Raw genomic sequence first — 19,519 nt, forward strand, 5'->3', positions numbered from 1 at the left:
TGCAGGGCGACGGAAGAGCCAGGACGGTGGCCGGTGTCGCTGGGCTCAGGCAGCCGCCGCGCGCCGGGCTGCGCCGGGCAGCTCCACCAGCGTCCGCCCATGGTGATCGAGCAGGCGCAGCGCGCCGTCATGATCTTCGGCCAGCGCGGTCAGGCTCTCCACCCAGTCGCCGTCGTTGGCATAGACCAGGCCGTCGCGCTCGACCAGCGCCGCACGGTGGATGTGCCCGCAGATGATGCCGTCCAGGCCGCGCCGGCGCACGTCGTCCAGCCCGGCCTGCACGAAGCGCTCGATGTAGCGCTCGGCCGCACCACTGCGCTTCTTGAGGAATTCCGACAGCGACCAGTAGCGCATGCCCAGCCGACGGCGTACCGCGTTGAGCGCCTGGTTGCCGGTCAGGATGCGGTAGTACAGCCAGTCGCCGAACTTTTCCTGCAGGCCGCCGAAATGGGTGACACCGTCGTAGTCGTCACCATGGGCGACCAGCAACCGTCGCCCGTCGGCGGTCACGTGGATCGCGCGACGGCGCACCTGCATCGCCGGCAGCATCAACCCGCAGACATGGCGCAGCGAGGCATCGTGATTGCCGGGGATGTAGATGATCTCGGTACCGTTGCGACGCAGTGCATGCAGCGCCTGGATGACGTCGCTGTGCGACTGCCGCCAGTTGGCGCGGTGATGCGCCATCCACCACAGGTCGATGATGTCACCGACCAGGTACAACCGTTCACAGCGAAGCTGGGCGAGAAACACGGCCAGTTCGGCCGCGTGGCAGTGACGCGACCCCAGATGCACGTCGGAGACGAACACGGCGCGACGGTGTGGCGACAACGTCGCCAGCGCGCTCATGCCTGCGCTCCGGCATCGCGCAGGTAGCGCTTGCGCTTGTGCGGTCGGATCGCGCACAGGTCCACCTCGATCAGACCGTCGATCGAGTCGCTGAACGCCGGGTCGACACCGAACGCAAGGAAGCGCGCGCCACCGGGCTCGCACAGGTCGGTGTACTGGCGGTACAGGGTCGGCACGCCGGTCCCGAGTGCGGCCAGGTTGGCCTTCAGGACATCGAAGGCTGCGCCCGCATCCAGTTCGCCGAAACTGGGCGGTGCCGCGAAGTACTGGAAGGGCCGGTTCGACTCGGCCAGGCCGGCGATGCCGCCGTAGTAGCGCTGGTAGTAGGCCACCAGTTGTTCGCGCGCATCGCGCGGCAGCGCCGCACTGATCGATACCGCACCAAACAGGTAGCGGATACCGGGCCGGCACTGCAGGTAGGCGCCGATTCCCTGCCACAGATAGTCCAGGCTGCGGCTGCCCCAGTAATCGGGCACCACGAAGCTGCGGCCCAGCTCCAGCCCCTCGGCGATATGGGTGATGGCATCATCGGAATAGCGGAACAGCGACGCGCTGTAGAGCCCTGCCAGCCCGCGCCGGGCCAGCGCGTGCGCGCCCCGCATGATGCGGTACGCGCCCGCGATGCGCTGCGCGGCAGCGTCCCAGATCACGATGTGCTCGTACTGCGGATCGAAGGCGTCCAGGTCGCGGCTGTGGCCGGTACCCTCGCCCACCTGGCGGAACGTCAGCTCGCGCAGGCGTCCCAGTTCCAGCAGCAGCGGCGAGTCGGCGCTGCAGCTGGCCAGCAGGATCTGCTTGCCGTCGGCGGTCTGTCCGAGCCGGACAGCGCCAGCGATGGCGGCCGCCACCTGCGACGGCGGCACCGGTGCGGCCAGTGGTTCGGGGCCGGCGCTGGCAGTCTCGCCGGGGCGCAGGTCGCGGCCCAGCGCATACACCGCGCGCCGTACCGCCAGCAGCTGCTCGCCCGGGTCGCCCTGTCCCAGCTGCATCGGTTCACCGACGCGCAACCGCAGCGGCCGACCACGCCGCGCGAACATCTCGCGCGCCAGCAGCGCGGTGCCGGCTGGCTTGAACAGGGTCGAGGCGCCGTAGAACAGGGCCGAATTGCGTGCCTCCACCCTCACCGGCAACACCGGGGCGCCGGCGGCCCGGGCGAACCTGACGAACCCGCGCTGCCAGCGACCATCACGGATGCCGCGCAACGACAGCCGGGATACCTCGCCGGCCGGAAACACGATCACGCACTGCTCGGCGGCCAGCGCCTGCTCCACCGCCTGCAGGCTGCCGCGCTGGACCTTGCCGCCGAGGATGCGGACCGGCAGCAGCAGGTCCTGCAGGGGACCGATGGCGCCCAGCAGATCGTTGGCCACGATCCGCACATCGCGGCGGATGCGGCCGACCGCGTCCAGCAGCGCCAGCGCGTCGAGTGCACCGGACGGATGATTGGCCACGATCAGCAGACGGCCCGTGGCCGGAATGCGGGCCAGGGCGGCCGGATCCACCTGGTACTGGCCGTCCAGGAACTCCAGTCCGGCGGCCACGAAGCCGAATCCGCGCACGTCCGCGTTGCGCCGCAGGAAGTCCTCCACCCGGTCCAGCCGCGACCAGCGACCCACACTGCGCAGCAGTGGCCGCGCGAGCTGGCCGCGGCGGCCGTGGAACCACTCCGGAAAGCGTTGCTGCAGACGCTGTTCGAGTTCCTGCATGGCGTGCTCACTGATACCCGGCGGCCGGATTGGCCGACAGCCTGCGCCTGGCACGCGGCAAGCAGATGGCGGTTTCGGGGCAGAACGATGACGGCCGGTCCCGCTCCGGCAACGCCGGAACCGCCCCTTCCCCCCCGCAACACGGCCTTGCGGCAATGGTCACGCCAGTGGAACACTGCCTGCGCACCGTGTCCTGCAGACGCCCGCCAGGCCTTGTGCCAGAGGGCACGTCACCTTAACCACCGGCAACCCGTACGGGTTCACAATGCACAGGCGGCGCACCCCGTGTATGATGCGCGCCCATCTTTCCATCCGAATCAAGGGATATTAAGCCTGATGTCCAGCTACCTGTTCACCTCCGAATCGGTCTCCGAAGGCCATCCGGACAAGATTGCCGACCAGATCTCCGACGCGGTGCTGGACGCGATCCTGACCCAGGACCAGCGCGCCCGCGTGGCCTGCGAGACCATGGTCAAGACCGGTGTGGCCATTGTTGCCGGTGAGATCACCACCAGCGCCTGGATCGACCTCGAAGCGCTGACCCGCAAGGTCATCCTGGACATCGGCTATGACAGCTCCGACGTCGGCTTCGACGGCGCCACCTGCGGCGTGCTGAACCTGATCGGCAAGCAGTCGCCGCACATCGCCCAGGGCGTGGACCGCAAGAAGCCGGAAGAAATGGGCGCGGGCGACCAGGGCCTGATGTTCGGCTACGCCACCAACGAGACCGACAGCTACATGCCGGCCGCGATCCACCTGTCGCACCGCCTGGTCGAGCAGCAGGCCAAGATCCGCAAGAAGAAGAACTCGCCGCTGTCGTGGCTGCGCCCAGACGCCAAGAGCCAGGTCACCCTGCGCTACGAGAACGGCGAAGTGGCCGCCATCGACGCGGTGGTGCTGTCCACCCAGCACGCCCCGGGCATCAAGCAGAAGGACCTGATCGAGGCCGTCCGCGAAGAGATCATCAAGCCGGTGCTGCCGGCCAAGTGGCTGCACAAGGGCACCAAGTTCCACATCAACCCGACCGGCAAGTTCGAGATCGGCGGCCCGGTGGGCGACTGCGGCCTGACCGGCCGCAAGATCATCGTCGACACCTACGGCGGCTGGGCCCGTCACGGTGGCGGCGCGTTCTCCGGCAAGGATCCGTCCAAGGTTGACCGCTCGGCCGCCTACGCTGCCCGCTACGTCGCCAAGAACGTGGTCGCCGCCGGCCTGGCCGACCGCTGCGAAGTGCAGGTCTCCTACGCCATCGGCGTGGCCGAGCCGACCTCGATCTCGGTCACCACCTTCGGCACGGGCAAGATCAGCGACGACAAGATCGAGAAGCTGATCCGCAAGCACTTCGACCTGCGCCCGTACGGCATCATCAAGATGCTGGACCTGATCCACCCGATGTACCAGCAGACTGCGGCCTACGGCCACTTCGGCCGCAAGCCGAAGGAGTTCAGCTACCTCAACGGTGCCGGCGAGACGGTCAACGCCACGGCCTTCTCCTGGGAGAAGACCGATCGTGCCGCCGCCCTGCGCGCCGATGCGAAGCTGAAGTAAGACAGACGAAGGGCCGCGCAAGCGGCCCTTCTGCTTTGTGGAGCCGAGCCCATGCTCGGCTTTCTTTTGCCTGCGCCGAGAGCAGCCGAGCACGGCCCGGCTCTACACGAGCTGCGCCACGCCGATACAATCGGTGCATGTCGACCGAACTCAAAACCCACCAGCTGTCCATGACCGTGCTGATGTCGCCGGAGATGGCCAACTTCTCCGGCAAGGTCCACGGCGGCGCCATCCTGCGCCTGCTCGACCAAGTTGCCTACGCCTGCGCCAGCCGCTACGCCGGCAGCTACGTGGTCACCCTGTCGGTGGACCAGGTGATGTTCCGGCAGCCGATCGCGGTGGGCGAACTGGTGACGTTCCTGGCCTCGGTGAACTACACCGGCACCTCGTCGATGGAGATCGGCATCAAGGTGGTGGCCGAGGACATTCTCAAGCGCAGCGTGCGCCACGCCAACAGCTGTTTCTTCACCATGGTGGCGGTGGACGAAGAGGGGCGGCCAACGCCAGTCCCCCCGCTGCAGCCCGCCAGTTCGGACGAGAAGCGCCGGCAGGCCGCCGCGCTGATCCGGCGCCAGCTGCGGCAGGAAATGGAGCAACGGCACCTGGAACTGCTGGCGTCCAATCCGCCTTCGCCTGAAGAGTGAGAGCGTGCGGGGCAAGCCCCGCACCCACCGAGGCGGGTAGCGCCGGGCCATGCCCGGCGGATGCGGATCACCCGGTGTTCTGCACGCCCTGCGAAACACCATTCACGCAGGCCACCAGCGCGCGCAGCAGTTCTTCGTCCTCCCGCCCGCTTTCGCGCCAGCGCTGCAGCAGGTCCACCTGCAGCACGCTGATCGGATCGACGTAGGGATTGCGCAGGCGGATCGACAGCGCCAGTCGCGCATCGTGCTCCAGCAAGGTCTGCTGGTCCATCAGTGCCAGCAGCCAGCGGCGGGTCAGCGCCAGTTCGTGCTGGATCTGCGGGAAAAAGCGCCCGTGCAGGTCACCGGAGAGACGCGAGAACTGTTCGGCGATGGTGATATCGCCCTTGGACAGCACCATTGCGATGTCGTCCAGGAAGGTGCGGAAGAACGGCCAGTCGCGCGCCATGTCGCGCAGGACAGGTTCATGGCCGGCATCCACCGCCGCCTGCAGGCCGCTGCCCACGCCATACCAGCCGGGAATCACCGCGCGGGCCTGGCTCCAGGCGAATACCCACGGGATCGCACGCAGGTTGCCCAGTGCCGCATCCTGGCCGAGACGACGCGACGGCCGTGAACCCAGCGTCATCCGCTCGATCACATCGATCGGCGTCGCCGTACGGAAGTAATCCATGAAACCGGCCTGGCCGACGAAGGCGCGATAGACCTCGCTGCTGGCGGCGGCGACCACGTCCATCACCGGTCGCCAGCCCTCCTCGCGAGGTTCCGCGGCACGCGGACGCAGACTGGCCCGCAGCACCGCACCGGTGGCCTGCTCGAGCGATCGCAGCGCCAGCGCGCGGATGCCGTACTTGCGGTGGATCACCTCGCCCTGCTCGGTCACGCGCAGGCGACCATCGATGCTGCCACGTGGCGACGCGTCCACCGCGTGCGTGGTCTTGCCACCGCCCCGGCTGATCGAACCACCACGGCCGTGGAAGAAGGTCAGGCGGATGCCGGCCTCCGCCGCCACGTCCAGCAGTTCCACCTGCGCACGCTGCAGGCCCCAGCGCGAAGCGGCGATGCCGCCGTCCTTGCTGCTGTCGGAATAACCCAGCATCACCATCTGCACATCACCGCGTGCCCGCAGATGAGCGCGATAGACCGGATCGGCCAGCAGGTCACGCAGCGTCGCAGTACCGCGCTTGAGATCGTCCACCGTCTCGAACAGCGGTGCGATGTCCAGCGGCACCGCGCCGTCCTCGTCAGCCAATCCGCCACGGCGCGCCAGCGCCAGCACGGCCAGCACATCGCTGCGATCATGTGCCATCGAGATGATGTAGCTGCCCAGCGCCTCGCTGCCATGCCGCGCGCGCGCGTCGGCCAGCGCCGCGAACACCGCATCCAGTCGCTGGTTGCCCTCGTCGTCACCCACCGGCAGCGGCTGCTCGCCGCTGGCGTGTGGGCCGAGCAGGCCGGCGCGGGCCAATGGATCCAATCCTTCCCAGGCCGCTTCGCCGCCCAGCACCGCCGCCAGCGCGCGCGCATGCACGCTCGATTCCTGCCGCACGTCCAGCCGCGCCAGATGGAAGCCGAACGTCTTCACCCGCCACAACAGTCGCTGCACGGCGAATCCGCCGGCATGCTCGCCACGGTTGGCACGCAGGCTGTCGAGGATCAGCTGCAGATCGTCGATCAGCTCGTCCGGGCCTGCATAGGCTCCCTCTGCATCGTCCAGGGTGGCCTGCAGGCGCGCACGCATGCGGTCGTTGAGCAGCCGGTACGGCATGTCGGCGTGCCGCGGGCGCGACTGCACCTTCGGCAACAGCTGCTGGTAGTGCGACACGCGCGCCTGCAGCGCATCGCTCACGCCCACCCGCTCGGTGGACTGGCTGAGCAGGCTGGCCAGCTGCAGCAGTTCCTTCTGGTAGCGCCCCAGCACTGCCTGTCGCTGGGCATCGAGCGTGCTGCGGATGGTGCGGGCGTCCACGTTCGGGTTGCCGTCCATGTCGCCGCCCACCCATGTGCCGAAACGCAGCAGGCGCGGCAGCGCCAGTTCTTCGCCATAGGTATCACGCAGCGCCTGCTGCAGGGATTCGTACAGCACGGGTATCACCCGGTACAGCACCTGCACCAGATAGAAGCCGACATGCTCGCGCTCGTCATCGACCGTCGGCCGCACCGGCGAGGAGTCGGTGGTCTGCCAGGAAGCGGTCAGCGCCATGCGGAAGCGTGCAGCATCCGCTGCCGCCTCGCCCGGCGTGCGCTGGCCGTCGAGGTTGTCGACCAGGCTGGCCACCATCAGCTGCTCTTTCTCCAGCAGTGCGCGGCGCACGGCTTCGGTCGGATGCGCAGTGAACACCGGTTCGATATCGATGCGCGGCAGCCACTGCGCCAACTCATCCAGCGTCACGCCCTGCGCCTTCAGGTGCTGCAGCGCATCCTGCAGGCCATCCGGCTGCGGCGCGGCAGTACCGGCGCGCTGGTAGTCGCGGCGGCGGCGGATGCGGTGCACGCGCTCGGCAATGTTGACCACCTGGAAGTAGGTGCTGAATGCCCGCACCATCGTCTCGGCCTGCTGCGGCGTACGACCGGCCAGGCCATTGGCCAGCTCCGACAGCGGGGCCTGGTTTTCGCGGCGGGCGATGGCCCGCGTGCGCACATCCTCGACGTCGTCGAGGAAGGTTGCCGAAACCTGCTCGACCAGCAGGTCGCCGACCAGCGCGCCGAGCCGGCGCACGTCATCGCGGAGCGGAAGATCGGGAGAAGCAAACTCGATGCTGCTGCGGTACTCGTTCATCGGCGACGCACGGGCCTCGGTCAACGGATCCTGGATCCAAGCCTATCCCAGATCGGGGGCTGTGCTGCGATGCAGAAATGGTTTCATCTGCATGCAACGCCAGCGCTGCCGATGTGGAATGCAACCGCGTCGGGGGGGCCCCCTCGCAGGGGCCGCCGGCATGCACGTGTCAGCGCTTCTTCTTCGCCTTGCCCGAGGCTGCCGGGCCGATGGTCTGCTCCAGCCAGCGCTCGCTCTCGGCCAGCATGGTCATGATCGATTCGCGTGCACGATAGGCGTGCGATTCGTTCGGCAGCATCACCAGGCGCGCCGTCCCTCCGAGTCCCTTCACCGCAGCGAACATGCGCTCGCTCTGCATCGGGAAGGTGCCGGAATTGTTGTCATCCACGCCGTGAATGAACAGGATCGGATCCTTGATCCGGTCCGCATAGTTGAACGGCGCCATCTTCTGATACACGTCCTGCGCCTGCCAGTAGTTGCGCTCTTCGGCCTGGAAGCCGAACGGCGTCAGCGTACGGTTGTAGGCGCCACTGCGGGCGATGCCGGCCTTGAACAGGCGCGTATGCGCAAGCAGGTTCGCGGTCATGAACGCACCGTAGGAATGGCCGCCGATGGCGATATGGTCGCGGTCGGTCACGCCACGGCGCACCACTTCGTCCACCGCAGCCTGGGCATTGGCCACCAGCTGTTCGATATAGGTGTCGTTGGGTTCCTTGTCGCCCTCGCCGATGATCGGCATCGAAGGACTTGCCAGCACCACATAGCCCTTGGCCAGGAAGGCCTGCGGGCCCCAGTAGCTGATCGCGTTGAAACGGTACGGCGAATCGGTGACCTGGCTGGCGGCCGCGGCGCTCTTGAACTCGCCCGGGTAGGCCCACATCAGCAGCGGGCGCGGGCCGTCGCGCGTGGGATCGTAGCCCGGCGGCAGCAGCAGCGTGGCCGTGAGGTCCACGCCGTCGGCACGCTTGTAGCGGATCTGCTCCTTCTGCACGCCTTTGAGCTGCGGCAGCGGATGCGGGAAGTGGGTCAGCGCGCGCGGTGCCGCGCCGGCATCGGTGAGCGACTGCACATGGAAGTTGGTCGGCTCGTCCGGGCTTTCACGGCTCAGCAGCAGCGAGCTGCCCTGATTGTCCAGCAATGCCACCGGCACCGAATAGTTCGGCGCCTGCGAGTGGAACAGGCGGGAGGCCTTTCCGCTGGCGATGTCGAAGCGGTCCACGAACGGACGGTCACCTTCCGGCGAAGCACCGGCACCGACCAGATACAGGCTGCCACCATCGGGGCTGGTCTGCAGCAGCGAGCGGCCGCGATCGTCGCTGGACAGCTGGGGCCGGCCCGGATCGGAATAGCGGTCCTGCGCATCACGATCCCACAGCAGGCGCGGCTCGGTACCGGCGTTGTCCGGGGCAATCAACCAGGTCTTGGTCCTGCGGGTCTTCCACCACGACTCGGTGAGCAGGGCCAGGTCGCCACGGCCCCAGCTGATGCCGGCCAGACGGCTGCCGAGCTGGGCCAGCGTCACCGGCGGCCTGTCGAACGGGGCGGCCTGCATCAGCACGGCGTCGCGCACCTTGGCGTCGCGGTTCGGATCACCACCGTCCTGGGCCTCGGCCCAGACCAGCGTGGCATCGGCATCGCCGCGCCAGATGATGTCGCGTACGCCGGTCACTTCGGCGTCGTTGCCGGTCGGCAGGCCTTCCACCAGCGGGCGCACGGCCACGGTGTGCACCAGTTGGCCGCTGGCACGGTCGATCACTTCAATGCGGCGCGGGAAGCTGCTGACCGGCACCACATAGGAGTAAGGCCGCTGCACCGGCTGGCGCAGCACGAAGCGGCCATCCGGCGATACCGAGAAGCCCATGAAGATGCCCGCCGCGCCGATCGCGCGGGTGCGGCCATCCAGGCTGACTTCCATCGGCTGGGTGGTGGCGTAGTAGTCGAACTGGCGCGCGTCGGCCTCGTTCTTCAGCAGGTCCTGATAGGTACGGATCGACACCACGCCGCCGCCCTGGCTGGTCTGCTGCACGGCGGGGCCGGTGGGAATGCCGTCGGCGGCCGGGGCGGCGCCGAGGTTGGCCGGGCGGGTGAACACCACCAGACCACGGCTGTCCGGCAGCCACTGGTAGCCGCTGCCGATCACCGTGTTCAGGCCGGCGACCAGGCGACGGGCGCTGCCGGCGGCCACATCCACCAGCCACAGTTCATTGGCGCCACTGGCGGCGTCGACCTGATTGAAGGCCAGCCACTTCTGGTCCGGCGACCATGCCAGGCTGGCAATCGACAGCGTGCCCGGCAGGCCGCTGATCTGCCGCTCCCTGCCGTCGGCCACGCTCATCAGCCACAGCTTCTCGCCGAAGCTGAAACGGCTGTCGGAGAACGTGCGCGGGTTGATGCGCAGCCCTGCCAGCTTCAGTTCCGGCTGGGCCACCACCTGGATCGACGGCAGCGACGGCATCTGCATCAGCGCGGCCACATCGCGGCGCGGCGACAGGTACAGCGAGGGCGCACGCGGGGCGTCGACCACCGCCTGCAGCTCGGCCGAGGGCAGCTCGTAGCCGTTTGCCCCCTGGGCCTGGGCCGCCGCAGGCTGCGGCGCTGCCGCCCAGGCCAGCGGGGCCACCGCCAACAGGGCCATGGACAGGACCAGGCCGGTCAAGCGCCGGTTGCGGCGTACATGCGTGCTCATCGTTCCACCTGAGGGTGCGTTAAAACCCGACCTTAACAGTCCGTGCACAGGCGCCCATCTGCCGATGGTTGGGTCACGCCGATGAAACACCGGGCGCGCGATATAATGGCCGTTCTCCCCTCCCGAGGGGCGCTGCGACCGGACCCCCATGAGGCCGGCCAGGCTCGGTGAGGTGGCTCTGTAACAACGGCGCCCGGCTAGATGCGAGCACCCGCTCGCCCACAACCGGAGCTACTGCATGAACGCTGTTGCCAAGACCTTCTCCACCGAAGGCGATTACAAGATCCGCGACATCACCCTGGCCGACTGGGGCCGCAAGGAACTGGACATCGCCGAGCATGAAATGCCGGGCCTGATGTCGATCCGCCGCAAGTACCAGGCCGAGCTGCCGCTGAAGGGCGTGCGTGTGACCGGCTCGCTGCACATGACCATCCAGACCGCGGTGCTGATCGAAACGCTGAAGGACATCGGCGCCGACGTGCGCTGGGCCTCGTGCAACATCTTCTCGACCCAGGACCATGCGGCTGCGGCCATCGCCGCCACCGGCACCCCGGTGTTCGCCTGGAAGGGCGAGACCCTGGAAGAGTACTGGGACTGCACCCTGGACGCGCTCACCTTCACCCTGGCCGACGGCACCCTGACCGGTCCGGAGCTGGTGGTCGATGACGGTGGCGACGTCACCCTGCTGATCCACAAGGGCTACGAGCTGGAAAACGGCAGTGACTGGGTCAACACCGCCTCCTCCTCGCACGAGGAACAGGTCATCAAGAACCTGCTCAAGCGTGTGGCCAAGGAGCGCCCGGGTTACTGGGGCCGCGTGGTCAAGGACTGGAAGGGCGTCTCCGAAGAGACCACCACCGGCGTGCACCGCCTGTACCAGCTGGCCCAGGCCGGCACCCTGCTGATTCCGGCGATCAACGTCAACGATTCGGTCACCAAGAGCAAGTTCGACAACCTGTACGGCTGCCGCGAGTCGCTGGCCGATGGCCTGAAGCGTGCCATGGACGTGATGCTGGCCGGCAAGCTGGCCGTGGTCTGCGGTTACGGTGACGTCGGCAAGGGCTGCGCCGCCTCGCTGCGTGCCTACGGCGCACGCGTGGTCGTGACCGAAATCGATCCGATCTGCGCCCTGCAGGCAGCGATGGAAGGCTATGAAGTCAACACCATCGAATCGACCCTGGGCCGCGCCGACCTGTACGTCACCACCACCGGCAACAAGGACATCATCCGCATCGAGCACCTGAGCGCGATGAAGGACCAGGCCATCGTCTGCAACATCGGCCACTTCGACAACGAGATCCAGGTCGATGCGCTGGTGTCCTACCCGGGCATCAAGCACGTCAACATCAAGCCGCAGGTCGACAAGTACGTCTTCCCGAACGGCAATGCGATCTTCCTGCTGGCCGAAGGCCGCCTGGTGAATCTGGGCTGCGCCACCGGCCACCCGAGCTTCGTGATGTCCAACAGCTTCGCCAACCAGACCCTGGCACAGATCGACCTGTGGGCGAACAAGGACAGCTACGAGAAGAAGGTCTACCTGCTGCCGAAGAAGCTGGACGAGGAAGTGGCACGCCTGCACCTGGAGAAGATCGGCGTGAAGCTGACCACCCTGACCCAGGAACAGGCCGACTACATCGGCGTGCCGGTGGAAGGCCCGTTCAAGCCGGACCACTACCGCTACTGATGCCGCGCCCGGGGTGTCGATTCCCTTTCCGCAGGAAAGGGCCCCGGCCCCAGCAGCGGAAGCAGAAAGAACGGGCGCCTTCGGGCGCCCGTTCTGCATTCGGCACGCCGGTAGCGCCGGCCCATGAGCATCCCGGTAGCGCCGGGCCATGCCCGGCGGGTGCAGGGTGCCTGCTCATCGACACGCAGGCAATACGATCTCCACGCCACCGGGCGTGGTCCGGCGCTACCAGATCATGGCAACAGCCTCGGTCAAGGCAGCCGCGTCGCCCCACGCTACGATGCGCCCATGACTCCGGCCATCACCCTGCTCAAGCGCGAGAAGATCGCCCACACCGTACGCAGCTACGTGCACGATGCCCACGCCGAGTCGTATGGTGGCGAAGCCGTCGACAAGCTGGGCCTCGATCCGGCACAGGTATTCAAGACCCTGCTGGCCAGCACCGAAACCCACGAGCTGCTGGTGGCGATCGTGCCGGTGGCCGGCCAGTTGGACCTGAAGGCGTTGGCGGAAGCAGCCGGCTGCCGGAAGTGTGAGATGGCCGCTGCCGACGCCGCCCAGCGCGCCACCGGCTACGTGGTCGGTGGCATCAGCCCGCTCGGGCAGAAGAAGCGCCTGCGCACGTTCCTGGATGCCAGTGCGCAGGTGTTGCCCAGCCTGCATGTCAGCGCCGGGCGTCGTGGACTGGAAGTGGAACTGGCGCCGGCCGACCTGCTGCGCCTTACGGCCGGCCATTACGCCGCCATCGGCAAGGCCCGCTGATGCGCTGGCCGTGGTCCGCAGCGCCGATGCCCCGGCTCGACGATGCACAGGCCGACGTGCTGCTGCAGGATCTGCTGTCGCCCGACGCCAGCCGCATCACCGACGCCGCGCGCACGGTTGCGCGGTTGTTCACCCCCTCCTCGCTGGAGGCCCTGGCATCGCACGCCGACCTGATCGAGCGACGCTGCCAGCCCATCGAACTCGGCGGCATGCTGGTCAGCAACCAGGCGCACCTGAAGGCGGCGCTGCGGCGATTGCGCTACTGGCAGGCGCGCGAGGGTTGCCTGTGCGCGCTCAACCCCACCTACCCGTTCTTCGATCCCCGGCGCCTGATCGAACAGGGCCACATGCAGCTGCTCTCGTTGCAGGAGGCCGAGGATGGTTGGGGCGATTGCCACATGGTCGCCTGTGCACACTGCGGCCAGCACTGGCAGGCAATCGACCGCGAATACCATTACCCGTGGTGGGAATGGCTTTCCGGCTGAGCGCGGCCGGACGCACGTGACCGGGCTTACGGCCGCCAGTTGGCGTTGTTCTCCCAGAACGCCACCGAACGCTGGTAGGCCTCACGGTCCAGCGGCACGCCGGAACCCCCCTCCTCCACACCGAGCGCATTGCGCATCATCGTGATCGGCGCCATCGGCACTTCTTCCGGTTCGGCGGTGTAGATGCAACCGACGATGCCCCAGTCCGCATCGATCGGTGAGCCCTCTTTGGCCAGCTGCTCGGCGCTGTACAGGATCACCACCAGGTAGTTCGCACGCGGCGATTCGACGCCTTCGAACCAACGCACCAGCACCGGCAGCTCATCGCGGTTGCGCGCTTCGTAGCCGCTGCGCAGCAGGTGGCGGTTGGCATCGGTGACCGGCACGGTCAGGCAGCGCGTGCTGGTCCAGTTCTCGTAGACGAACAGCTTGCAGAACGGCGCGTAGCCGTCGAGCACCTTCAGCGGTGCGTGTGCGTTGAGATACGCCTCGAACTGCTCGGCAGTGCAGTCCTGGATGGTGTTGCCGCGCGGCACGCGCGGGAACAGGCGGGGACGGGCGAAATCGGTAAGGACGATGGACATGGTGTGCGGCGTGATCAGGAATTCAGTGGCACAGGGTACCCGCCCTTCCCCCTTCGCGGCAGGCGCTTCACACATTCATTGCACATCCATCTTGATGAAGCGATATACTGGTTCGCACCCGCCGCCATCGCCCGTGCCATGACCGCCATCAGCTTCGAGTTCTATCCGCCCAAGACCGACGAACAGCGCAGCCAGCTCGACCGTGCCGCGGCGAAGCTGAAGGACTACGCGCCCGAGTACGTGTCCTGTACGTTCGGCGCCGGTGGCTCGACCCTGAGCTACACCTCCGAGACCGTGCGCCATCTCAACCAGCACCACGGCTTCGAGGCGGCGCCTCATCTCTCCTGTGTCGGCGGCACCCGCCAGGAAATCCGCGAGCTGCTCAAGCTGTACCGCGCGATCGGCTGCCGCCGGCTGGTCGCACTGCGCGGTGACCTGCCCTCGGGCATGGGCTTTCCTGGCGACCTGCGCTACGCCGCCGAACTGATCGCCTTCATCCGTGCCGAACATGGCAATGCCTTCCGCATCGAGGTCGGTGCCTACCCCGAAACACATCCGCAGGCCTCCGATGCCCTGGCCGACCTGAAGCACTTCAAGGCCAAGATCGATGCCGGCGCCGACGCGGCGATCACCCAGTACTTCTTCAACCCCGACGCCTACTTCCACTTCGTGGATGAAGTGCGCCGGCTTGGCGTGGACGTGCCGATCACGCCCGGCATCATGCCGATCGCCAACTTCAGCCAGCTGCGCCGCTTCTCCGAGCAATGCGGTGCCGAGATCCCGCGCTGGATCGGCCGCAAGATGCAGGCCTACGGCGATGACGCGGCATCGGTGCGTGCATTCGGCGCCGAAGTGGTGGCCAAGCTGTGCCAGCGCCTGATCGAAGGCGGCGCGCCGGGCCTGCACTTCTACACACTGAACCTGGCCAAGCCGACAACGGCCGTGTTGAAACTGCTGCAGGGCTGAAAGCACGCTGCACGCGTGCATTCGGCGCTACCCTGCGTCGATGAGATCCATTTCACTCCTGCTGCTGCCGCTGCTGCTGTCCGCTGCGCCCGGCGTTGCCCACGGCCAGGCCTCGCGCCTGAACCGCTGCACCGATGCACAAGGCCAGAGCGTCTACACCGACCGGCCCTGCGACAGCATCGGCGCGCGATCACGGCTGCCACCTCCCGCTCCTGCCGGCAACCACCTGCCGCAGGACTCGCTGGGGGCGCGCTGCCCGCGCCGCCTGAGCGAGCTGGTACAGGCCCTGCGCACCGGCATTACCGGCAACGACGTGAACCGCTTGTCCTCACTCTATCTCTGGGGGGCGGTGTCCGACGCGGGCGCGCAGCGCATCCTCGGCCAGCTGGAGTCGCTGGCGCGGCGGCCACTGGTGGACGTCGTGCCGGTCTATCCGCAGCAGGCACAGGCCGTTCTCCAGGACGAGGATCCTGCACTGGCCGGATCCGCGACCGAGCCCTCCGCATCGCGCCATCCCGTAGGCCTGCGGCTTGAGCAGACGCTGCCTGGCAGCGCCACCCGCGCCGCGACGGTGCTGGGACTGCGACGTCAGTACGGCTGTTTCTGGATCACATTGTGATCGCTAGGGGTCCGATCCCGGCAATGGGGTCAGAGCCCGGCTGCGCGGGGATCTGACCCGCGAGCGTGCTCTACTCCGGCCACAGGCTGCGGATGGCGGCGATGCCCTGCCCACCATGGCGGCGCGCCTCAGCGACCTGGCCGCGTGCCATCCCACCCAGCGCGTAGATGGGCAGCGATACCTGTGCACGCAGGGCGGCAAACGCATCCCAGCCCAGCGGCGTTGCCTCGGGATGGCTGGCGGTCGCCTGCACCGGCCCAAGCACGGCGAAGTCGCATCCCAGCCGTTGTGCGGCCTGCAGCTGCTCAAGATCGTGGCAGGAGGCTCCCACCAGCTGCCCATCCGGCAACGGTCGCGCCTGCAGGGACAACAGCTGTTCGCTGCCCAGATGCACGCCGACACCCAGCGAGCGCGCCAGTTCGATATCGCGGTTCAGCAGCCACTGCACCCCGCGCCGGTGCGCGCGCAGCGCCTGCTCGATCAGGGCCTGACGGCGAGGATGCTGCAGCGGCAGGCGCAGCTGGATGCGCTGCTGGCCGCCACTGACCGCGCGCTGCAGCCGTTCCTGCCACTGCCGTTGACCGGCATCGTCCTCACCCGGTGCAGGGGTGACCAGGTAGCAGTCGGGCTCGCGCAGTGCCGCCACCACCGGCAGGTCGGCCGGCGGCATCGAGTAGCGTCCGAGCTTGTCCTGCGCGACCCAGGTGATGGCCTGGCCTTCGCGACCGCGCGGTGTGCCCTTCCAGCTGCGGACGTGCCGCACTTCCAGCGTCAGGTGCTTGTCCGGGTACCGCTGTGGCACGTCCATGATCCAGTCGCCGACCTCGGCTTCGATGCCCAGTTCCTCGCGCAGTTCACGCACCAGGGCCTGCGCGGAGGTTTCGCCCGCTTCGCGCTTGCCGCCGGGGAACTCCCACAGGCCGGCCATGTCGCGGTTCTCGGTACGACGGTTGAGCAGCACGCGGCCACGGGCGTCGGTGATGACGGCCGCCACGACATGGATCGATCGGGTGGGGGAAGGCATGCAGGGAGCATGCCTACAACAGGGGGACCGGCGCAATCGCGGATCGCGTACTTTCCTGCCCCAGAACGGGAGAGCCCCGCTTTCGCGGGGCTCTCTGGCCGGTCAGCTCAGCTGGCCGTGGCAGTGCTTGTACTTCTTGCCACTGCCGCACGGGCACGGATCGTTGCGGCCGATCTTGGCTTCTTCGCGCTGCACCTGGGCCACGCCCTGCTGCGCGGCCTGCACCTGCGCCGCTTCCTCGTCGGCGCTGTAGCCGCCGGCGTCCTGGTGCTGGAACTGCGACTGGCGCAGGCGTGCCTCGACCTGCTGGCGCTCGGCCGCTTCCAGTGCCTGCACTTCCTCGTCGCTGCGGATGCGCACGCGGGCGAGCAGGGTCACCACTTCGCGCTTGACGTTCTCCAGCATGTCCGAGAACAGCTCGAAGGCTTCCTTCTTGTACTCCTGCTTCGGCTGCTTCTGCGCGTAACCCCGCAGGTAGATGCCCTGGCGCAGGTAGTCCATGCGTGCCAGGTGCTCCTTCCAGCTCTGGTCCAGCACGGTCAGCATCACATGCTTTTCCAGCGCGCGCATGGTCTCGTCGCCGACGCTGGCTTCCTTCTCGGCGAAGTGCTGGTTGACGCGCTCCTGCACCTTGGCGGCGATGGTTTCGGCGTCCAGTTCCTCGTGCGACTTGACCAGGTCGGTCAGCGACATCTGCAGGCCGAACTCCGACTCCAGGGTCGCTTCCAGGCCACGCAGGTCCCACTGCTCGTCTACCGAGTTCGGCGGCACGAAGCGCGCAACGATGTCGAAGACGACGTCGTCGCGGATGCCATCGACGTTCTCCTTCACCGATTCGGCGTCCAGCAGTTCATCGCGCTGGGCGTAGATGACCTTGCGCTGGTCGTTGTTGACGTCGTCGAAGTCCAGCAGGTTCTTGCGGATGTCGAAGTTGTGGGCCTCGACTTTGCGCTGCGCCTTCTCGATCTGGCGGCTGACCAGGCGGTCTTCGATGACGTCGTCTTCCTTCATGCCCATCATGCGCATGGCCTTCTGCACCCAGTCGGAGGCGAAGATGCGCATCAGGTTGTCTTCCAGCGACAGGTAGAAGCGGGACGAACCCGGGTCGCCCTGGCGGCCCGAACGGCCACGCAGCTGGTTGTCGATACGACGCGATTCATGGCGCTCGGTGCCGACGATGTGCAGGCCGCCTGCCGCCTTCACTGCTTCGTGGCGCTGCTGCCAGTCGGCCTTGATCGCCGCCTTCTGTTCATCGGTGGCATCTTCGCCCAGCGCATGCAGCTCGGCTTCCAGCGAACCACCGAGCACGATGTCGGTACCACGACCGGCCATGTTGGTGGCGATGGTCACCGCGCCGGGACGACCGGCATTGGCGACGATGGTCGCTTCGCGGTCATGCTGCTTGGCGTTGAGCACTTCGTGCTTCACGCCCGCCTTGCGCAGGTGCTCGGACAGCATTTCCGAGGTTTCGATCGAGGTGGTACCGACCAGCACCGGCTGGCCGCGCTTGGCGCATTCCTCGATGTCGGCCAGCACCGCGTTGAACTTGCCCTTGCGGTTGAGGAACACCTGGTCCGGGCTGTCCTTGCGGATGGTCGGGCGGTTGGTCGGGATCACCACCACTTCCAGGCCGTAGATGCTCTGGAACTCGAATGCTTCGGTATCGGCCGTACCGGTCATGCCGGACAGCTTCTTGTACATGCGGAACAGGTTCTGGAAGGTAATGCTGGCCAGCGTCTGGTTCTCACGCTGCACCGGCACGCCTTCCTTCGCCTCCACCGCCTGGTGCAGGCCGTCGGACCAGCGGCGACCGGCCAGGGTACGGCCGGTGAACTCGTCCACGATCACCACTTCACCATCGCGCACGATGTAGTCCACGTCACGCTGGTAGATGGCATGCGCGCGCAGGGCGGCGTTGAGGTGGTGGACCACGGTCAGGTTCTGCGCCGCGTACAGGCCTTCGGTGTCGCCGTTGAGGATGCCGGCCTCGACCAGCAGCTGTTCGGCGTGCTCCATGCCCGCTTCGGACAGGTGCACCTGCTTGCCCTTCTCGTCGACCCAGAAGTCGCCCTCGCCGTCTTCCACTTCCTGCTTGACCAGGTTCGGCACGATGCGGTTGACGCGGATGTACAGCTCCGGGGAATCGTCGGCCGGGCCGGAGATGATCAGCGGGGTGCGTGCTTCGTCGATCAGGATGGAGTCGACTTCGTCGACGATGGCGTAGTGCAGGCCGCGCTGATAGCGATCGGCCTTGGACAGCGCCATGTTGTCGCGCAGGTAGTCGAAACCGAATTCGTTGTTGGTGCCGTAGGTGATGTCGGCGGAATAGGCTTCGCGCTTGTCGCTGTGCGGCATGCCCGGATACACCACGCCCACGCTCAGGCCCAGCCAGTTGTACAGCTTGCCCATCTGCGCGGCATCGCGGCGGGCCAGGTAGTCGTTCACGGTGACCACGTGCACGCCCTTGCCTTCCAGCGCGTTGAGGTACACCGGCAGCGTGGCCACCAGGGTCTTGCCTTCACCGGTACGCATTTCGGCGATCTTGCCCAGGTGCAGGACCATGCCGCCGATCAGCTGCACGTCGTAGTGGCGCATGCCGAGCACGCGGCGACCGGCTTCGCGGCAGACCGCGAATGCTTCCGGCAGGACCTTGTCCAGGGCCTCACCGCCGGCGATGCGCTGCTTGAACTCCGGCGTCTTGGCCTGCAGCTGCTCGTCGGAAAGCTTCTCGATCTCCGGCTCCAGCGCATTGATCTTGGCGACGATGCGGTTGAGCTGGCGCAGCTGTCGTTCGTTACGACTGCCAAATACGCGGGTAAGCAGGCTGTTGATCATTGAAGGAACCGGGTTGGATGGACACGACGCCCGGCCTTCCCTGGGGAATCCGTCCGCCGCAAACGAAACAGGGCGCTTGGCGCCCTGTCGATGGCAACACCCATTGTAGCTTGGGACGGCCGGGAGGGGTTTCAAGCGTCCCGTGCGGCGTGATCGGCCCGGATCCGGCAGACCGGGGTTGAGCAAAGGGGTCAGATCCCTTTCGCCGTGGCGAAAGGATCTGACCCCAAGGAGGGTGGCGGGGGGGCCAGGCCCCCCCCGGGAAAACACCCCGCGGGTTAAACCCCCCCCCCGGGGGGGCCCCGCCCCCCGGGGCCGGGGCGGGGGGGGCCACCAAGGCGGTTTAGA

General features: G+C 67.4%; 14 protein-coding genes and 1 riboswitch. Of the genes, 7 read left to right on the plus strand and 7 right to left on the minus strand.

All coding sequences use genetic code 11. From position 1 onward, the window contains the following. Positions 1-45: 45 nt before the first annotated feature. Positions 46-849 (minus strand): UDP-2,3-diacylglucosamine diphosphatase, encoded by an 804-nt coding sequence (locus tag ACVOMM_RS15520; RefSeq protein WP_074901785.1) that lies wholly within the window; start codon positions 847-849, stop codon positions 46-48. Continuing rightward, positions 846-2,555: a bifunctional ornithine lipid synthase OlsF gene (gene olsF, locus ACVOMM_RS15525; RefSeq protein WP_053516432.1), complete on the minus strand. Its 1,710-nt coding sequence runs from the start codon at positions 2,553-2,555 to the stop codon at positions 846-848. The genes ACVOMM_RS15520 and olsF overlap by 4 nt, the downstream gene beginning before the upstream one ends. A 336-nt stretch (positions 2,556-2,891) precedes the next feature. On the opposite strand from olsF, the gene metK reads away from it, so the two are divergent. Continuing rightward, positions 2,892-4,103, plus strand: a complete 1,212-nt coding sequence (gene metK, locus ACVOMM_RS15530; protein ID WP_053516433.1) for a methionine adenosyltransferase — start codon at positions 2,892-2,894, stop codon at positions 4,101-4,103. Positions 4,104-4,240: 137 nt separating this feature from the next. Further along, positions 4,241-4,747 carry an acyl-CoA thioesterase gene (locus ACVOMM_RS15535; RefSeq protein ID WP_053516435.1) on the plus strand — a complete coding sequence of 169 codons (507 nt, stop codon included), beginning with the start codon at positions 4,241-4,243 and terminating at the stop codon, positions 4,745-4,747. A 67-nt stretch (positions 4,748-4,814) separates the two neighbouring features. On the opposite strand, the gene ppc is transcribed toward ACVOMM_RS15535, so the two are convergent. Next, on the minus strand, positions 4,815-7,526 hold the full coding sequence (gene ppc / locus ACVOMM_RS15540; RefSeq protein WP_461289946.1) for a phosphoenolpyruvate carboxylase: 2,712 nt from the start codon (positions 7,524-7,526) through the stop codon (positions 4,815-4,817). A 169-nt stretch (positions 7,527-7,695) separates the two neighbouring features. Then, the gene (locus ACVOMM_RS15545; protein WP_481526477.1) at positions 7,696-10,212 is read right to left on the minus strand and encodes a S9 family peptidase; all 2,517 of its coding nucleotides are present in this window, start codon (positions 10,210-10,212) and stop codon (positions 7,696-7,698) included. A gap of 118 nt (positions 10,213-10,330) precedes the next feature. Then, positions 10,331-10,414: riboswitch (S-adenosyl-L-homocysteine riboswitch) on the plus strand. A 36-nt stretch (positions 10,415-10,450) separates the two neighbouring features. On the opposite strand from ACVOMM_RS15545, the gene ahcY reads away from it, so the two are divergent. The 3 genes from ahcY to ACVOMM_RS15560 all read left to right on the plus strand — a co-directional run bounded on the left by ahcY (position 10,451) and on the right by ACVOMM_RS15560 (position 13,143). Next, on the plus strand, positions 10,451-11,896 hold the full coding sequence (gene ahcY, locus ACVOMM_RS15550) for an adenosylhomocysteinase (protein WP_065182797.1): 1,446 nt from the start codon (positions 10,451-10,453) through the stop codon (positions 11,894-11,896). Between the two features lie 288 nt (positions 11,897-12,184). Then, entirely contained in the window at positions 12,185-12,658 is a 474-nt protein-coding gene (gene ybaK / locus ACVOMM_RS15555) for a Cys-tRNA(Pro) deacylase (protein ID WP_053516440.1), read from the plus strand. Next, positions 12,658-13,143, plus strand: coding sequence for a hypothetical protein (locus tag ACVOMM_RS15560; RefSeq protein ID WP_481526478.1), 486 nt, complete (start codon positions 12,658-12,660; stop codon positions 13,141-13,143). Before ybaK ends, ACVOMM_RS15560 begins: the two co-directional genes overlap by 1 nt. Before the next feature lie 26 nt (positions 13,144-13,169). Here the strand turns inward: ACVOMM_RS15560 and ACVOMM_RS15565 are convergent, their stop codons facing one another. Beyond that, positions 13,170-13,727 (minus strand): DUF3228 family protein, encoded by a 558-nt coding sequence (locus ACVOMM_RS15565; protein WP_065175850.1) that lies wholly within the window; start codon positions 13,725-13,727, stop codon positions 13,170-13,172. Positions 13,728-13,865: 138 nt separating this feature from the next. Between ACVOMM_RS15565 and metF the strand changes: the two genes are divergently transcribed. Together metF and ACVOMM_RS15575 are read left to right on the plus strand one after the other, a co-directional pair. After that, the gene (gene metF / locus ACVOMM_RS15570; protein ID WP_053516480.1) at positions 13,866-14,693 is read left to right on the plus strand and encodes a methylenetetrahydrofolate reductase [NAD(P)H]; all 828 of its coding nucleotides are present in this window, start codon (positions 13,866-13,868) and stop codon (positions 14,691-14,693) included. Positions 14,694-14,733: 40 nt separating this feature from the next. Then, positions 14,734-15,312 (plus strand): DUF4124 domain-containing protein, encoded by a 579-nt coding sequence (locus ACVOMM_RS15575; protein WP_065175808.1) that lies wholly within the window; start codon positions 14,734-14,736, stop codon positions 15,310-15,312. 70 nt (positions 15,313-15,382) lie between these two features. Here ACVOMM_RS15575 and ACVOMM_RS15580 read toward each other — a convergent pair whose 3' ends face one another. Both ACVOMM_RS15580 and secA read right to left on the minus strand, forming a co-directional pair. Then, positions 15,383-16,336 (minus strand): Nudix family hydrolase, encoded by a 954-nt coding sequence (locus ACVOMM_RS15580; protein ID WP_065182800.1) that lies wholly within the window; start codon positions 16,334-16,336, stop codon positions 15,383-15,385. 102 nt (positions 16,337-16,438) lie between these two features. Further along, entirely contained in the window at positions 16,439-19,171 is a 2,733-nt protein-coding gene (gene secA, locus ACVOMM_RS15585) for a preprotein translocase subunit SecA (protein ID WP_053516445.1), read from the minus strand. Positions 19,172-19,519: the final 348 nt, after the last annotated feature.

It is taken from the genome of Stenotrophomonas sp. STEN009 (assembly GCF_056760395.1).

What these genes read in the sequence shown, in the direction of transcription:
- ACVOMM_RS15520 (WP_074901785.1), bottom strand. Translation starts at nt 849, where the DNA reads ATGAGCGCGCTGGCGACGTTGTCGCCACACCGTCGCGCCGTGTTCGTC.
- olsF (WP_053516432.1), bottom strand. Translation starts at nt 2,555, where the DNA reads ATGCAGGAACTCGAACAGCGTCTGCAGCAACGCTTTCCGGAGTGGTTC.
- metK (WP_053516433.1), top strand. Translation starts at nt 2,892, where the DNA reads ATGTCCAGCTACCTGTTCACCTCCGAATCGGTCTCCGAAGGCCATCCG.
- ACVOMM_RS15535 (WP_053516435.1), top strand. Translation starts at nt 4,241, where the DNA reads ATGTCGACCGAACTCAAAACCCACCAGCTGTCCATGACCGTGCTGATG.
- ppc (WP_461289946.1), bottom strand. Translation starts at nt 7,526, where the DNA reads ATGAACGAGTACCGCAGCAGCATCGAGTTTGCTTCTCCCGATCTTCCG.
- ACVOMM_RS15545 (WP_481526477.1), bottom strand. Translation starts at nt 10,212, where the DNA reads ATGAGCACGCATGTACGCCGCAACCGGCGCTTGACCGGCCTGGTCCTG.
- ahcY (WP_065182797.1), top strand. Translation starts at nt 10,451, where the DNA reads ATGAACGCTGTTGCCAAGACCTTCTCCACCGAAGGCGATTACAAGATC.
- ybaK (WP_053516440.1), top strand. Translation starts at nt 12,185, where the DNA reads ATGACTCCGGCCATCACCCTGCTCAAGCGCGAGAAGATCGCCCACACC.
- ACVOMM_RS15560 (WP_481526478.1), top strand. Translation starts at nt 12,658, where the DNA reads ATGCGCTGGCCGTGGTCCGCAGCGCCGATGCCCCGGCTCGACGATGCA.
- ACVOMM_RS15565 (WP_065175850.1), bottom strand. Translation starts at nt 13,727, where the DNA reads ATGTCCATCGTCCTTACCGATTTCGCCCGTCCCCGCCTGTTCCCGCGC.
- metF (WP_053516480.1), top strand. Translation starts at nt 13,866, where the DNA reads ATGACCGCCATCAGCTTCGAGTTCTATCCGCCCAAGACCGACGAACAG.
- ACVOMM_RS15575 (WP_065175808.1), top strand. Translation starts at nt 14,734, where the DNA reads ATGAGATCCATTTCACTCCTGCTGCTGCCGCTGCTGCTGTCCGCTGCG.
- ACVOMM_RS15580 (WP_065182800.1), bottom strand. Translation starts at nt 16,336, where the DNA reads ATGCCTTCCCCCACCCGATCGATCCATGTCGTGGCGGCCGTCATCACC.
- secA (WP_053516445.1), bottom strand. Translation starts at nt 19,171, where the DNA reads ATGATCAACAGCCTGCTTACCCGCGTATTTGGCAGTCGTAACGAACGA.